The organism is Actinoplanes sp. NPDC049802, assembly GCF_040656595.1.
Classification (GTDB): Bacteria; Actinomycetota; Actinomycetes; order Mycobacteriales; family Micromonosporaceae; genus Actinoplanes.
In genome coordinates this window covers 43,133-58,718 of record NZ_JBFAMR010000025.1, presented here as the reverse complement: position 1 = coordinate 58,718, position 15,586 = coordinate 43,133, and the positions used below count along the sequence as shown (strand labels likewise).

Sequence of the window (15,586 nt, the reverse complement as noted above, 5' to 3'; positions counted from 1 at the left end):
ATCACCTGGCCGGGGAGGGGTCACGGTGAGCAACGCGCTGGCCGTCGCCACCGTCACCCAGGCGCTGGCGTTGCAGATCGAACGGAACCTGCCGCCGGAGATCGACTTCGCGGTCAACGTGCAGACCCGTCGCCCGCACACCGAGCCGCCGTCCGAGCCGTCCGTCACCGTCTTCTGCTATCAGGTCACACCCAACGTGGCGCTGCGCAACGCCGACCAGCCGGTCCGCGCCTCCGACGGCACCCTGATCAACCGCGCCGCCGCCGCGCTCGACCTGCACTACCTGATCAGCGCGTACGGCGAGGAGAACGAACTGGTCGGGCAGCGGCTGATCGGCAGCGTCGTGCGCACCATGTACGAGAACCCGGTCCTGCCGCCGGCCGTCATCGAGGAGGCCGCCCAGCGCCCGTACCTCGACGGCACCGACCTGGCCGCGGCCGTTCAGCGGGTCCGGTTCACGCCCACCGCGATGGACGTCGACGAGACCTCCAAGTTGTGGGGCATGTTCCACCAGACGCCGTACGTGCTCTCCGTCGTCTACCAGGCCGCGCTGGTGCTGGTCGACGGCCGTGAGGTGCCGTGGGAGCGGCCGCCGGTGCGCGAGTCGACGGTCCGGGTGACCGCCGGTGGGTGACCCCGCGGCGCTGGCCGCCGCCGTCCGCTCCGTTCTCGCCCGCCTGGACTCCCACGCGGGTGAGACGGCCGTGGACCCCGGACCGCCGGCCGGTGGCGACCCGGCCCCGCTGCGGGCGCTGGTGGACCGGTTCGGGCTCACCGGCTTCGAACGGGCGATCCTGCTGCTCGCCGCCGCCGTCGAACTCGATCCCACCACCGGTGGCCGTTGCGCGGCCGCGAGCGGGAACCCGGAGCGGGCGTACCCGACGTTCGGTCTCGCGCTCGCCGCCCTGCCCGAACCGCATTGGAGCGCGCTCACCCCGGTCGGCCCGCTGCGCCGGTGGCGGCTCGTCGAACTCCTCGACGAGACCCGGCTGACCGCCTCCCCGCTGCGCGTCGACGAGCGGGTGCTGCACTTCCTCGCTGGCTCGCCCTACCTCGACGCCCGGCTGCACGGCATGCTGCGCCCGGCGGCGACCCCGCCCACCCTGCCGCCCGGCTACCGGACCGCCGCCGACCGGGTCGCCGCCGGGCTGTCGGCGAGCCCGTCTCGGGTCGAACTGACCGGCGGCGACCGGCGGATCCGCGCCGACATCGCCGCCGCGGCGGCCGACGGCCTCAACCTGTCGCTGTACGTGATGGCCGCCGACGACATCCCCACCGACCCGGTCGAACGGGACCGGCTCGCCCGGCTGTGGCAACGCGAGGCGATCCTGCTGCCCGCCGCCCTGCTCGTCGAGACCGGCCCGATGGACCGGGAGCAGACCGCGGCCACCGACGCGTTCGTCGCCACCGCCGCGGTGCCGCTCGTGGTGGCCGGCGACGACGCACGGGAGCACGGCCGCCGGGTGACCGTGCCCCCGCTGTCCGACACCGAACGACTCGAACTCTGGCGTGACGCCTTCCACGCCGTCCCGGAACTCGCCGACGGCCAGTTGCGGGTGCTGGCCGCCCAGTTCCAGCTGCCACCGCACACCGTCTGGTCGGTGGCCGCCGCCGTCTTCCGCGATCTTCCCGGGGCCGGGGCGCCCGCCGCCGACGTGGCCTGGCAGGCCGGCCTCGCCGAGGCCCGGATCGGCCTCGACAGCCTCGGCCGCCGCATCGAACCCGGCGCGGCCTGGACCGACCTCGTGCTGCCGGACCGTCAGATGATCGTCCTCAAGGAGATCACCGCCCACGTCCGGCAGCGGGCCGTCGTCCACCACGAGTGGGGCTTCGCCCAGACCCTGCGGCGCGGGCTCGGCGTCACCGTGCTCTTCGCGGGCGGCTCCGGCACCGGCAAGACCCTCGCCGCCGAGGTGATCGCCGGTGAGCTGGGCCTCGACCTGTTCGTCATCGACCTGTCCCAGGTGGTCAGCAAATACATCGGCGAGACCGAGAAGAATCTGCGCGCGGTCTTCGACGCCGCCGAGCAGGGCGGGGCGGTGCTGCTGTTCGACGAGGCCGACGCGCTGTTCGGCAAACGCAGCGAGGTCAAGGACAGCCACGACCGGTACGCCAACCTGGAAGTCAGCTACCTGCTCATGCGGATGGAGGCGTACCGGGGGCTGGCCGTGCTCACCACCAACATGAAGCAGGCTCTCGACCCGGCGTTCCTGCGGCGCATCCGGTTCGTCGTCGACTTCCCGTTCCCCGGCGAACGTGAACGCGCCGAGATCTGGCGCCGCGTCCTGCCCGCGCGGACGCCGTCCCAGGGACTCGACCCGGCGCTGCTCGCCCAGCTGACCGTGGCCGGCGGATCCATCCGCAACATCGCGCTGTCCGGGGCGTTCCTCGCCGCCGACGAGGGCGGCAAACTCCAGATGCGGCACCTGCTGGCGGCCGCCCGCACCGAGTACCTCAAGCTCGACCGCTCGCTGACTCCCGGGGAGGTGCGGGGATGGGTCTGACCGGCGACGTGCACGTGGAGATCGACGAACTGGTCTTCGAGGGCTTCGACCGGCCTGTCGACGTCGAGTCGGTGTCGGCCGCGTTCACCGCTGAGCTGAACCGGCTGCTGCGCGCTGAGGGCGTGCCTCTCCAGAACCGGCGGGTGGACGCGCTCGCCGGGCTGCCGCCCGTCTCGCCTTCGGCTTCGCCGCAACGGCTCGGCGTCGCTCTGGCCAGGTCCGTGCACGCGGGCCTTTCGGGCCGAGGGCGAGAGGTACGGGGTGAGCGCCGATGAACTCCACCAGGGCCACCGACGACCGGCAGTCGAGCCGGGCCGACCGCCGCCGCAAACGCAACCGGGCCGCCGCCGCTCCGGCGCCCGAGAACATCGTCAGCGGGGCCGGACAGCCGCTCGACGTCAGCGTTCGCCGCGAGGTGGAGGAGCGGCTCGGCTACGACTTCGGGCAGGTCCGCCTGCACACCGGCCGGGACGCCGACGCCCTCACCACACTGGTCGGCGCGGACGCCGTCACCGTCGGCACGGACGTGTTCTTCCGGGCCGGGACCTATCAGCCGGGCAGTGTGGACGGGCAGCGGCTGCTCGTCCACGAGTTGCTGCACACCGTCCAGGACCCGCACGGGCTCGGCACACTCAAGGCCGGCCGCGACGACGGCGCGGTCAGCCTGCCCGCCTCACCCGCCGAACGCGCCGCCGAAGACGTCGCCCGGAACGCCGAGACGCCGTCGGACGCCCAGGTCGAGCCGGAGGCGCCGCTGCCCGGATGGATGCGGTTCGCGACCGTCGCCGCCGACCGGATGCGCACGGAACGGCTCGATCCGGCCACCCTGCCGGACCGGTTGGCGGCCGGGATCGTGCGGTCACTGCGCGGCGACCCGCAAGACTGGTCGCGGCGCACCCGGGTGCAGCTGTCCCGGCTGCCCACCGAACTCGTCGAGCCCGTCCTCGACCGACTGGAGAACCGGCTGCTCGGACCGGAGTACGAGCGGGTCATCGACCTGCTCGGTGAGGTCGAGGGCGAGCCGCCGGAACCGGAGGCGCACACCGCTCCGCTCCCCGAGCCTGACGTGGCCGAGCAGCTGCGCAACGAGCGGGACCTGGCCTGGCGGCGGCTCGCCGGGGAGCGGGCGATCGCGCAGCGGCCCGGACCCGCGCCCGGGCCGGAGTTGGAGCGGCACAGCGAGCCGGGAGCACCCGGCAGCACGCCACGCAACGGCGGCGAGCGGGGAGACCAGGTCACGCCCCAGGGCGGAGCGCCCGCCACTGGCTCGGCCGGTGCGCGGCCGCCCGCCGTGGGCACTGCGTCGCCCGTTTCAGCCGCTCCGTCCCGCGAGCCCGGCGCCGCTGACAAGCCGGGAGCTTCCGGCAAGCCCGGCGCTGCAAGCGGACGTGGCATCCCAAGCGGGTCCGCCGCGCCGGGGTCGAGGGCGTCGGGCGGGTCTGCCGCGTCAGCGTCCAGCACGCCGGGCGGGCCGGCGGGCGGCGCGGCGAAGGCGGCCGACGCCGCGCCCGCCAAGGAACAGACCACGCAGCGGGAAGCGCCCGTGGCGAGTCCCGAGGGGTCCGCGGCCAAGAACCGTCCCGAGGCCGCCGACGCCGCTGCCGCCCGCCAGCCGCTCAAGCCCGAGGACGAACTCGAACCCGACCAGCCCTCCGGCAGCCCGGTCACCTCCGGCAAGGACACCCAGCTGTCCTCCGCCAAGGGAACCCTCGACCCGGTCCGTGACCAGGACGTTCCCGAACTCGCCGAGCCGGCCGCCGACCCGTCGCCGCCCACCAGCGTGTCCGAGGTAGAGGTGGGCGGGGGACCGGACAGCGCCTGGGACATCACCCTCCGGCCCGAGGACTTCCTACCGGCGCAGGATCCCGACGTGTCGGCGGTCCCGACCGTCGACAGGATGGATCCGGAGTCGAAGTCCGTCCCGCCGATGCCGTCGTTCCCCGCTCCGCCGCCCACCCGCGCCGACCAGGTGCAGGCGCAACGCGACGCCGAGGACGAGGTCGCCGAGTCCGAGCCGGAGCCCGTCGAGCCGGAACCGCCGCTCACCGAAGCGGAGACTGCGCCGGAGGGCACCGCCGAGTCGGAGCCGTCGCCGGAACCGATCGTTGACGCGCCGCCCACACCGGGCCTCACCCTGCGCGATCCGGCCGGTGGCACCGACCCGAAGCGCGGACCGGTCGCGGCACAGACCACGGTGCAGGAGGCGGGCGGCCGATCCGACGGCGGCGGCAAGGAGACCGAACAGGCGGCCAAGGAGGAGAAGGGTACCCCGGCCGCCGGGGACAAGGCGCCGGCCGCGCCGGAGAAGGCCGCCCAGCAGCCGGTCGCCGGCCAGGCGGCGCCCGCACCCGCCGCGACCGGCGCACCCTCACCCGCGCCGGAATCCGCCGAGGCCGCGTCGGGGTCCTCCGGGGCAGCGCCGGAGTCTCCCGGGGCAGCGCCCGCTGAGGCCACGGCCGTGCCGGTTGAGGCCGCGCCCGCGCCGGTTGAGGCCGCGCCCGCTACCGCTTCCGCGCCTGCTGCCGCGCCCGCCTCGGCTTCGGATTCCGCCTCCGCCCCGGCGCAGGTGGACGCGGCCCCGCCCGCCCGGGTGGAGATTCAGGCCCCGCCGAACGCCCCCGAACCCCGCAGCCCGGAACCGGCGCCCCGCACCGAACCGAGCCGTGGAGGCGGCGGCACCGCGGCCGCCCCGGTCAAACAGAAGCAGGAATCCGAACCCGCCCCCGACCTGTCCACCGCCTCTCCCGAGGCGGGACTGGCGACGGCCGCCAGGCTCAAACCGCACCGAGCGCTGGAGGCCATGTCCGGAGTGAGCCGCGCCTCAGACCGGGCGGTCGGCGACGAACACAAGAACCTGGCCACCGCCCCACCGTCCATGCAGCGCCCGGCCGGCGCGCCGCAGACCCTGTCCGGCGACCCGAAGACCGACGCCCCGGTTCAGTACTCGAAGGACCCGGCACAGAAGTCCGATACCCCGGAGAACCAGAAGGCCGAGGTCACCGGCGCGAAGGAACCCGAGGGCCAGATCGAGGCGGAGCAGGCCGAGGAGCCCGGCGGCTGGGACACGTTCAAGATGGCGCTCGGCTTCGGCATCGGCAAGGTCGCCGAATGGCTCGGGTTCGAGGTGGACGCGCAGGAACTGGCGGCCAAGTTCGCCGGTCTGCCGACCAAGGACGAGGCGCTCAAGCAGGCGATGGCCGGCAACGCGCCGGGCGTGCAGATGACGGGTGCCGCCGACCAGACCTCGAACGAGCAGGGCGCGGCCGTCGACGCCAAGGGCCAGCAGACCGTCGGCGCGGCCCGCGACGACGCCGGCCGGGGCATGGGCGAGGACCAGGTCTATCCGGACGTCCCGCCGGAGAACGTGGAGGCGCAGGTCCCCGGCAGGGAGGGCGGTCCTCCGCCGCCCGCGGGCAGCGCTCCGACCGGGGCCGTGCCCGCCGAGGCCGCCTCGCAGGTCGCCGAACTCGATAACGGCCCGCGCATCCAGACCGCGTTCCAGCAGGGCCAGCAGGGCATGTCGCAGAGCCGGCAGGACAAGGACCGCGGCTTCCGCGACTCGCAGGTGACCCACCGGAGCCGGGTGGAGATCGAGGTCAGGACCAACACCCAAGACCAGGCGGGGGTACGGGGAAACGCGCTCGGCGACGTCGAGTCCGAGCGGGCCACGTGGCGTGCCGAGCAGGACCGGGAGCTGTCGCAGCTCGGCACCAAGAAGACGGACCGGCAGGCGAAGGTCCGTAAGGACGTCGAGGACCGGGAGAAGAAGGCCGACGACGACGTCACGAAGGAGAAGGGCGACAGCGACCGGAAGATCCAAGAGAAGGCGGCGAACGCCGAGCGCGACGCCGAGCGCGAGCGCGACACCGCCGTTCAGAGCTCCGGAAACTGGGTCACGAAGGCCTTCGAATGGCTGAAGCAGAAGGTCATCGAAATCAAGAACGCCATCGTCCGGGTCATCAGGGCCGCCCGGGAAGCGGTGGTCGGCTTCATCAAGAATTTCAAGGAGACCGTCGAACGCTGGATCAACGAGGCCCGCACGTTCATCCTCGACGCGATCAGGAAGCTGATCGACGAGCTGATCGAGTTCGCCAAGGCCATGGTCCAGGCGATCGTCGAGTTGGCCAACCGCATCCGAAAGCTGATCACCGACCTGATCAACGCGGCGATCGCCCTGGTCAACAAGCTGGCTACGATGCTCAAGCAGATCGTCAAGGATCTGCTGGACGCCCTCGGCAAACTGCTCCGGGACCTGCTGAAGTCGCTCCTCGAGGCCCTGATGGCGGTCGTCAAGGCGATCGTGGACGCGGTCAAGCAGGTCCTGGCCGCCGCCTCCCAGTTGCTCGGTTCGCTCGGCAAGTTCATGTTCGTCGCCATCGACTTCCTCTCCGATCCCGGCGGCTGGCTCAGCGGTGCCAAGAACTCCGCCGTCGACGGCGCGAAGAACCACCTGTTCCGCGAGGTCAAGTCCGCGGTGAAGGCCTGGTTCCAGTCCAAGATCGAGGAGGTTCTGGGTGTCGGCAAGGCGGTCATCGACACCCTGGTCAAGGGCGGCATGACCCTGGACAAGATCGTCAAGGAGACGTGGGACGCCATCGTCCCGATGCTCCCGGTCATCATCGGCGAGATCGTCATCACGAAGGTCATCGCCAAACTGATCCCCGGGGCCGGCTGGGTGATGGCCGTGATCGACGCCATCCGCACGGCGATCGGTGCGATGGGCGAGATCCTCCGGGCGTTCGGCGCGGTCCTGTCCTGGCTGATGTCGGTCCGCCAGGGCGGCGCCGGCCTCCTCTTCGCCAAGGCGGTAGCCGCCGGCATCGTCGCCCTGCTGGAGCTGGCCTACGAGGCCCTGCTCAGCGGCATCGGCAAATACGTCGCCAAGGTAGGTAAACGCCTCAAGGCCGTCGCCAAGCGCATGCTCAACGGCAAGAAGGGCGACACCCCGGGCACACTCCCTCGCGACGGAGGGAAGCCGGAACCCGCGGGCAGGAAGCCGGACGACTCGGGCACGGACCGACCGGACGACTCCACCACCCGGAAGCCTGACGCGGCGGGCCCGCGAGTGCCTCGGACGACCGCACCCGGAAAGGCCGACACCGCACCGCGACCCCGTTCCACCGGGGGCCACCGAGCCGATGGCCGGCCTCCGGCACGGCCTGGCACGGGACCGGCGGGTGCGCCGGACCGGCCGCCTGGCCGGAGAGAGGCGCGGCCCGGAGCCGGACGTCCCGACGCACCGCTGCAGCACCGGCCCGGGCCGGCTTCCGCCGACGCCCGGAAAGCGCCGGCATCCATCCCCGCCGTGGACCAGAGCGGCCGTCCCGGGAAGCCAGTGGACGAACCGGACAGCACCCGTCCGGCGGCGCCCGCCGCTGCAGGGCCGAAGTCCGGTTCCCCCGCCGGACCGAGGGATCAGGGAGGGCCGTCCCGGCAGGGAGCTGGCCCGGCGAAGCCGAAAGACACGGACTCCGGCGGGTCGAGGGATACGGGAGACGGGGATCGGAGATCGGACGGGGGCAGGAAGGACGGTTCCGGCGACCGGGCGAGGCCCGACCGCGGGAGCGGTCCGGGGAAACCGCACGGTACCCGTGACCGCAGAGACGGGGAACCGACCGGGAAGGCCGACCGTGATCGAGACCGTGATCGGAAGAGGAGGAAGGAGGACGAGGAGTCCAAGGACGCGCGACTGGGCAGGATCGTGGCCAGGCTCCGGCCGCTTCTGGCACGGCCGCTGCGCCGTGGCATCAAGGAGCCGGTGCACCGTTCGATGCTCGGTGGGTTGCGTCTCTGGTATCGGCTGACGTCGCTCGCGTCCGAGGGCGAGCGAGCGTTCCACGATGTAGCCACCCTCAATCCCCGCCGAACGGTGATCCGGGGCCGGGAGCTGGATTCCGAACCAATCCTGCTCTTCGTCCGCAGGCTGGAGGCGGACATCTTCGGTCAACGGGAGGCTCAGCAGCTCGCCGGAAACGGTGGGGCGCAGATCGGCGTGACAAGGCAACCGACCGCGGGACGTGGCCGCATTCTGGCGAACATTCCGCAGACCTTGGACATCGTGTCAGCGGCGGTGCAACTCAAGCTGACCGGTGTGGTCACCCAGGTGATGAACTGGGGATTGGCGAGTATATGGCGGACGCGCCTGGCAAGCGGCCCGTTCCTCCAGAGATTCCGTCAGGGCAGGGTCTTTTCGGAGAGAGGCCGGAACGCGGCGCCGGAGGCATCGACGAGGTACCGCGATGTCCTGGACCGGACCGTACGCTCGCAGCACATCGCGGACATCGCCCGTGTGCTGGGCCGATGGCACTCCGATCGGAGTAGTTCCCTGCCTTTCCAGCACGCGGAGGACGTCGACCTGATCGGCGCGCTCTCCTACCTTGGTGAGCGGGACAGGAACCCCGGGAACATGGTCACCTCGATCCTGTTGGCTGATCTGTACAACCGCATACCCTCGTCCGATCGCCGCCGGGAGATCAGCCGGATGCTCCGCGTTTTCAATATGCTGCCGATGGCTCCCGCCGGAGCTCCGGCGGGAGCACGGATCCTGCCCGATTACCTCGAAGGGCCGCCCGGGGCGCTGGACCACGCCATCGCGCAGATGCGTGAGGATATCGCCTTTTCCGGGCCGAGACCGGCGGCCGCCATGGAGGACGTCCGGGGTTATCTCGACCGGTTCGCGAGCAGGCATACCGATCCGCGAGCCAGGGCGCGGCTGCAGAATCGGGTCATCCGCCGGCAGCCGGGTCTGACCGAATTGCGTAGGCTGCAGGACGCGAATATGTTGGCGAACCGAGAAGTGAGATTGATCGAGATCTGGGTGGAGAGCGTCTACCGAAACGTGGAGATCAGCGAGGAGACGAGTCAGGCGGAGTTGCAGCGGATGATCGAGGACGCGATCAGGGCTCGTCTGCAGGGTCTGTTCCCGTGGTGGACGCCGCGTGTCTAGTCAGGAGATGAGACGGGTGCCGTCGGTGAGTGGTGTTTTCAGTTCCCGCAGAATCATGATGCGGAGATTAGATTCCGAGGCGCAGTTGGCGCAGCTCGCCGCACGGATGCGCTGGATCAAGGCGGTGGACCTGCCGGCGGACCGGCGTCGTGGGGTGCCGCGCCGGGTGGCATGGCAGATTTCGCTGGGCCTGACCGTGAACTACTTTCGCGACGATGAGTTCCAGATGTCCTATGTCGCCCTGATGAGCAACCTGAGTCAGGAACTGGCGGATCACTTCGTCGCTCTTCTGGAAACGGAACTCGATGTCCTCGGTGAGGACGAGATCCTTCGGGACGCAGGACGCCGCGAGCAGATGAATGAGTCTGTCACCGCCGTGGTCCGAGCCGGGATGGCTGCTCCGGAGAGCTTCGACGAAAGGTACTTCGCCGTGCTGAGCGAGGCGGCCTCGGACGACCGGCCGGCCGTCCGTGAGGCCGCTGTCCGAGGGATTTTCTATACGAAATGGCGTGAGTTCTTCGGTCTTCTCGAAGACATGTCGAAATCCGATCGGAAAAGGGCCGTGAGGAAATTCGCCGCCGAAGTTCTTGAGGCCATTTCCGGACCGGGAAGGTGAGTGTGCTGAACACTTTCGCTGACATCCCCAAGGCGATCCGGGCGGCGATCGTCGTCGTGGATCCGGATAACGCCACGCCGCGGCGCGCCATTGTCATGCAGTTCAACCCGGATTCGCTGGAGCGCGGCATTCAGCCGCAGGCGGCCGGGGGGACGGCGGACGCGAGTGGGAGCGGGACCGATGGGGACCGGAACGAGGCGTTGCGGCTGAAAGGGCCTGCCGAGGAGCAGTGGAAGTTCACCGCGGAGATCGACGCTACCGATCAGCTTGACGTGGCCGCTCCCGACGGGATCCATCCGCAGCTCGCGGCGCTGGAGATGCTCGTTCAGCCTACGGTCGCGCAGCTTCGGGAAGGCATCGACGCGGCTCGGCGCGGGGTCATCGAGGTCAACCCGATCGAGATGCCGCTGACGCTGTTCACCTGGGGTGGGAAGCGGATCATGCCGGTCCGGCTGACCGAGTTCTCCGTCAACGAGCAGGCGTTCGACGTGGACCTCAATCCGATCCGGGCGTCGCTGAGCATCGGCATGAAGATCCTCACCGTCAGCGATCTGCCGTTCGGGCATCCGGGTGGCGACTTCTACCTCGCCCATCTGGCCATGAAGGAACAGCTCGCCGCCCGGGGCAGCAGGATCGGAGGCTGACGTGCCGGAACCGTACGAGAACGTCTACGACGGCATCCCGGGGGCCGGGCCCTACCCGCGGACCAGCCGGTACGCCGACGCCGAGATCGCCGTGCACACCAGGGCGGACGGCACCGAGGTCCGCTACGCCCGCCACCGGATCCTGCCGCCACTGCCCGGCCGGGAGGACACCGCCACCCACACGGTCACCGCCGGAGAACGGCCCGACCTGCTGGGGCGCCGCTACTTCGGGGACCCGGAGCAGTGGTGGCGGATCGCGGACGCCAACCCGGTGCTGGACCCGCGGGAGCTGACTGCCGAGCCGGGCCGGGCTCTCGGCGTACCCGAAGAGGGGTTTGGTCTTGGTTGATGAGCCTTTCGGGCGCGGACCGCTGCACCTGAACCTCAGCATGGGCCGCGACCTGCCCCGGCCGGTGCCGCCGGAGGTCGGTGACGCGCTGCTGTCGGCGCAGATCACCGCGACCGCGGGGGAGCGCAGTGGGTTTCAGCTCGCCTTCGACCTCACCAAGAACGGGCTGATCGCCCGGCGCTACCTGCCGGAACGCTTCTTCCACCCGAGGACGCGGGTGGTGATGAGCACGACGCTGCGCGGCACCACCGCGATCATCTTCGACGGGCTGATCACCCGGCAGGAGGTCGGGTCGAGCAACCGGCCCGGCCAGTCGACGCTGACCGTCACCGGCGAGGACCTGAGCCTGGTCATGGACCTGGAGGAACGCGCGGAGGGCTTCCCCAACCTGGCGCCGTCGCAGCGGGCCGAGCTGATCCTGCGCCGCTACGCCGGCTTCGGGATCGTGCCGCGGGTGATCGCCGAGCAGGTGCCGCAGCCGCCCGACGCGGACGACCGCGTCGACTTCCAGAGCGGCACCGACCTGCACTATCTCAACCAGTTGGCCCGCGCCAACGGCTACACCTTCTATCTGGAGCCGGGACCGGAGCCGGGCCGGTCGACCGCCTACTGGGGGCCGCAGATCCGCACCGGCGTCCGCCAGCACGCGCTGTCGGTCAACATGGACGCCAACTCCACCGTCGACCAGCTCACCTTCGCCTACGACGGACTGGCCCGCAAGGAACCGACCGTGCTGGTGCAGGATCCGGCCACCCGTGAGATCGTCCAACTGCCGCAGCCGCCGATCGACCCGTTGCGCCCGCCGCTGGGCCGCGACCCGACCGAGGCGCTGAAACGGCCCAGCCTGCGCACCACCGCCAAACTCGGCACCGCCCAGGCGCAGGCCGAACTGCTGGCCCGCGCCGCCACGTCGGCGGACGCGATCGCCGGTTCCGGGTCGCTGGACGTCACCCGGTACGGCTTCGTGCTGCGCCCCCGGGAGCTGGTGGGCGTGCGCGGGGCGGGGGTCGCCTACGACGGCGACTACTTCGTCACCTCGGTCACGCACACGCTGCGGCCCGGAACCTACCTGCAGAACTTCACGATCTCCCGCGAGGGGATGGTCGCCCGCTCCGCCACCGTGCGGCCATAAGGAGCTTTGGATGCCCGAACCGAGCAACCGTTTCCTCGGCAAGTACCGGGGCCGGGTCGTCGACAACGCCGACCCCCGCCGCATCGCCCGCCTGCGCGCGGAGGTGCCCGACGTGCTGGGCCGCGAATGGTCCACCTGGGCGATGCCGTGCCTGCCCTTCACCGGCGAGCGGTTCGGGCATTTCAGCATGCCGGCGGTGGGCGCCGGGGTGTGGATCGAGTTCGAGCAGGGCGATCCGAGCCACCCGATCTGGTCCGGCACCTGGTACGGCGAGGCCGGTGAACTGCCGCCGGACGCCCAGGCCGCGCAGGACGCCGACCCGCCGACCCAGCCGGTGGTGATCCAGACGAGCGCCGGCCACAAGGTGGTCGTCTTCGACACCGCCGGCGGCGGGATCCTGCTGCAGGCCGGCGGATCCTCGGTACGCATCGACGGCGGCGGCGTCCGGCTGGAGAGCGGCACCTCCTCGGTCCTGATCAGCGGGGACCGGGTCGACGTCAACGGGCAGATCTTCCGCAGAGGAGGTGGGCAGTGAGAACCGACATCGCGTTCCCGTTCCGGATCGGCGCCCGGGGCCGCACCGCCACCGCCGACCTCGACGAACACGCCCGCGACCTGATCGAGCAACTGCTGTTCACCAGCCCCGGGGAGCGGGTGATGCGGCCCGGCTTCGGTTGCGGCCTGCTCGACCTGGTGTTCGCGCCGACCGCGCCGGAGCTGATCGCCGCCCTGGAACTGTCGGTACGCGCGAGCCTGCAGCGCTGGCTCGGCGACCTGGTCGAGGTGCGGGCACTGGACCTGACCGTCCACGGCGGCACGGTCCGGGTGGACGTGCACTACACCGTCCGGCGTACCGGCAACGACCGCGAGGACGTCTTCGAGGGGAAACCATGAGCGACCGCAGGCGCGCGGCGATCCGGGCGGCCGGCCACAACGGCGTCGACGAGATCGAGGTCAGCGACGACGGGCTGCGGCTCACCGTCACCTTCCTCGGGCGGGCCCCGGACGGCCTCGAACCGGGCAACGTCCGCATCGACGGCGGCCGCCGGATCACCGGCATCACCGCCGTCGCCGTGGAGGTGGAACACGCCGGCGATCCGGAACTCGACGACCGGCTGCACGTCACCGTCGACCGGGCCGGCGACACGTCCCGTTACCGGCTGTCGATCGTCGAGCCGGACGGCACGCCGTACCCGGGGTTCGACCAGCGCTACTTCACCGCAGGCTTCCGGTTCCGGCCACAGTGCGCACCGCCGTTCGAGCCGCCCGCGCCGGACCGGACGGCCCGCCCGGAACGGCCGGTGATCGACTACACCGCCCGGGACCACGACTCGATCCGGCGGCAACTGCTCGACCGGCTCGCGCTCACCATCCCGGGCTGGGTGGAACGCTCGCCCGCCGACCTCGGCGTCACCCTGGTCGAGTTGCTCGCCTACACCGCCGACCAGATCTCCTACCAGCAGGACGCGGTCGCCACCGAGGCGTACCTGGACACCGCCCGCCACCGGGTGTCGGTCCGCCGCCACGTCAAACTGATCGACTATCCGATGCACGACGGCTGCAACGCCCGCGCGATCGCCGTCGTGGACGTCACCGAACCGGTCACGCTCTCGCCGGAGGACTACCGGTTCGCGGCCGGCGACACCGTCGTCTTCGAACCGCTCGACCAGCGGCCGGCTCGATTGCGGCCCGAGCACAACGCCATCAGGTTCTGGACGTGGGACGGCGACGAGCCGGTCCTGCCGGCCGGGGCCACCGCCGCGACGCTGCGCGACGACGACCGCGGTCTGCGGCTTCGGCCCGGTGACGTGCTCGTCCTCGAGGAACCGCGCGGCCACCGGCAGGCGGTCCGGCTGGCGTCGGTCACCGCGGACGTGGACCGCCTCTCCGGCCGGCCGATCGTGGAGGTCACCTGGGCCGACGAGGACGCGCTCACCTGCCGGATGGAACTCGGCGACAGCGTGGCCCGGGGCAACGCGATCCTCGTCGACCACGGCCGGACCCTGCCCGAGCCGTGGCCGGTCACCGCGCCCGGCCCCCGGTCGGTGACGCAGGCCGCCCCCTACCCGCGTCCCGAGCACGTCTGCGCCGGTCAGGCCGCACACCTGGCGAGCCTTCCGGAACGCGCCCGGCAGCGGCTGGCCGCCCTGTGGCGCTCCGCCCGCGACCGCGACGGACTGTCCGACGCCGAGGTCGACGAGCTGACCACCCTGTTCGATCTGCCCTACGCGGAACGCGCCCGGCTGCGTGCGGACCCGGTCGCCGCGCTGCGCGACCTGCGGCACCGCTCGGCACGCCTGCCGGCCGGGAAGCTGCGCCGCCTGGAGGTCCTGGCCGCCCGCGCCCGGGCCGGAACGATCCTCGGCGACCACGTGGCCGGCGAGATCGCCGAAACGTGGGGCGAGCGCTACGCCGACGGTCTGCGACCCGGCGACCCGGTGCTGGCCGGGCCGATCAGTGAACTCGCCGGTGACCCGCGCCAGGCGCTGCCCGCCATCCACGGCGACTGGACGCCACGCCGGGACCTGCTCGACAGCGGACCCCGCGACCGGCACGTCGTCGGGGAACTCACCGACGACGGCCGCCTCACGCTGCGTTTCCACACCACACCCCCTCCCGGTACGCGGCTCGCGTACCGCGTCGGCGGAGGAACGGCCGGGAACGTCGGCGCCGAAGCCATCACCCACCTGGTTCTGCGCCGTCCGGACGGGCCGCGCCCACCGGTCGTGCGAGTCCGCAACCCGCTGCCGGCGGTCGGCGGCACCGACCCGGAACCGGTCGACCAGGTCCGCCGCCTCGCCCCGCTCGACCTGCGCCGCAAACGGCAACGGGCGATCACCGCGGCCGACTACGCCGAACTCGCCTCGGCCCTGCCCGGCGTGCAACGGGCCGCCGCCGAGATCCGCTGGACCGGCAGCACCGCCGAGGCCCACGTCGCCATCGACGCCCGTGGCGCCGCAACGCCCACCCAGCGGCTGCTGGACGAGGTGGCCGGCCGGCTGGAAACCTACCGGCGGATCGGCCACGACCTGGTCGTCGCCCCCGCCCGCCACGTCCCGCTGGACATCGTGATCGAGGTGTGTGCGGCGCCCGGCCACCAGCACGGCCGCATCCTCGCCGACCTGCGCCGCAGGCTGCTCGCCGTGTTCCGCCCGGACGCGCTCACCTTCGGCGACCCGGTACGGGTGAGCCGCCTGACCGCCGTGACCGCCGCCGTCCCCGGAGTCCGCACCGCCCGGGTCACCCGGCTGCGGCGGCTCTTCGCCCCGGACGCCGGGGAACTCGACGCCGGGCTGCTGCGCCTCGGCCCGCTGGAGATCGCCCAGTGCGACAACGACCCGGACCGGCCGGAGCACGGCCGCCTGGAAACGGTCCTCACCGACGGAGGCGACTGA

Annotated in this window: 11 protein-coding genes; all 11 read left to right on the top strand. The window is 71.8% G+C overall.

Annotated features, from left to right (window positions below):
* The first annotated feature begins 25 nt into the window (after nt 1-25).
* The 11 genes from AB0I88_RS19130 to AB0I88_RS19080 are packed head-to-tail and all read left to right on the top strand — an operon-like array spanning nt 26 to nt 15,586.
* Entirely contained in the window at nt 26-634 is a 609-nt protein-coding gene (locus AB0I88_RS19130; RefSeq protein WP_361025740.1) for a DUF4255 domain-containing protein, read from the top strand.
* A complete protein-coding gene (locus tag AB0I88_RS19125; RefSeq protein WP_361025737.1) occupies nt 627-2,504 on the top strand; it encodes an ATP-binding protein in 1,878 nt (625 codons plus the stop codon). Before AB0I88_RS19130 ends, AB0I88_RS19125 begins: the two co-directional genes overlap by 8 nt.
* On the top strand, nt 2,495-2,779 hold the full coding sequence (locus AB0I88_RS19120; protein ID WP_361025734.1) for a hypothetical protein: 285 nt from the start codon (nt 2,495-2,497) through the stop codon (nt 2,777-2,779). The genes AB0I88_RS19125 and AB0I88_RS19120 overlap by 10 nt, the downstream gene beginning before the upstream one ends.
* Nucleotides 2,776-9,450 carry a DUF4157 domain-containing protein gene (locus tag AB0I88_RS19115; protein WP_361025731.1) on the top strand — a complete coding sequence of 2,225 codons (6,675 nt, stop codon included), beginning with the start codon at nt 2,776-2,778 and terminating at the stop codon, nt 9,448-9,450. The genes AB0I88_RS19120 and AB0I88_RS19115 overlap by 4 nt, the downstream gene beginning before the upstream one ends.
* Nucleotides 9,451-9,457: 7 nt before the next feature.
* Nucleotides 9,458-10,066: a hypothetical protein gene (locus AB0I88_RS19110; protein WP_361025728.1), complete on the top strand. Its 609-nt coding sequence runs from the start codon at nt 9,458-9,460 to the stop codon at nt 10,064-10,066.
* A 2-nt stretch (nt 10,067-10,068) separates the two neighbouring features.
* Nucleotides 10,069-10,710 carry a hypothetical protein gene (locus AB0I88_RS19105; protein ID WP_361025725.1) on the top strand — a complete coding sequence of 214 codons (642 nt, stop codon included), beginning with the start codon at nt 10,069-10,071 and terminating at the stop codon, nt 10,708-10,710.
* Between the two features lies 1 nt (nt 10,711).
* A complete protein-coding gene (locus AB0I88_RS19100; RefSeq protein WP_361025722.1) occupies nt 10,712-11,059 on the top strand; it encodes a LysM domain-containing protein in 348 nt (115 codons plus the stop codon).
* The gene (locus AB0I88_RS19095; protein ID WP_361025719.1) at nt 11,052-12,191 is read left to right on the top strand and encodes a hypothetical protein; all 1,140 of its coding nucleotides are present in this window, start codon (nt 11,052-11,054) and stop codon (nt 12,189-12,191) included. Before AB0I88_RS19100 ends, AB0I88_RS19095 begins: the two co-directional genes overlap by 8 nt.
* A 10-nt stretch (nt 12,192-12,201) precedes the next feature.
* A complete protein-coding gene (locus AB0I88_RS19090; RefSeq protein ID WP_361025716.1) occupies nt 12,202-12,726 on the top strand; it encodes a phage baseplate assembly protein V in 525 nt (174 codons plus the stop codon).
* Entirely contained in the window at nt 12,723-13,085 is a 363-nt protein-coding gene (locus AB0I88_RS19085) for a GPW/gp25 family protein (RefSeq protein WP_361025713.1), read from the top strand. Before AB0I88_RS19090 ends, AB0I88_RS19085 begins: the two co-directional genes overlap by 4 nt.
* A complete protein-coding gene (locus tag AB0I88_RS19080; RefSeq protein ID WP_361025710.1) occupies nt 13,082-15,586 on the top strand; it encodes a putative baseplate assembly protein in 2,505 nt (834 codons plus the stop codon). The genes AB0I88_RS19085 and AB0I88_RS19080 overlap by 4 nt, the downstream gene beginning before the upstream one ends.

Excerpts from the sequence above, each read along its gene's own strand:
- AB0I88_RS19120 (WP_361025734.1), top strand. The coding sequence starts at position 2,495 with ATGGGTCTGACCGGCGACGTGCACGTGGAGATCGACGAACTGGTCTTC.
- AB0I88_RS19115 (WP_361025731.1), top strand. The coding sequence starts at position 2,776 with ATGAACTCCACCAGGGCCACCGACGACCGGCAGTCGAGCCGGGCCGAC.
- AB0I88_RS19110 (WP_361025728.1), top strand. The coding sequence starts at position 9,458 with ATGAGACGGGTGCCGTCGGTGAGTGGTGTTTTCAGTTCCCGCAGAATC.
- AB0I88_RS19090 (WP_361025716.1), top strand. The coding sequence starts at position 12,202 with ATGCCCGAACCGAGCAACCGTTTCCTCGGCAAGTACCGGGGCCGGGTC.
- AB0I88_RS19080 (WP_361025710.1), top strand. The coding sequence starts at position 13,082 with ATGAGCGACCGCAGGCGCGCGGCGATCCGGGCGGCCGGCCACAACGGC.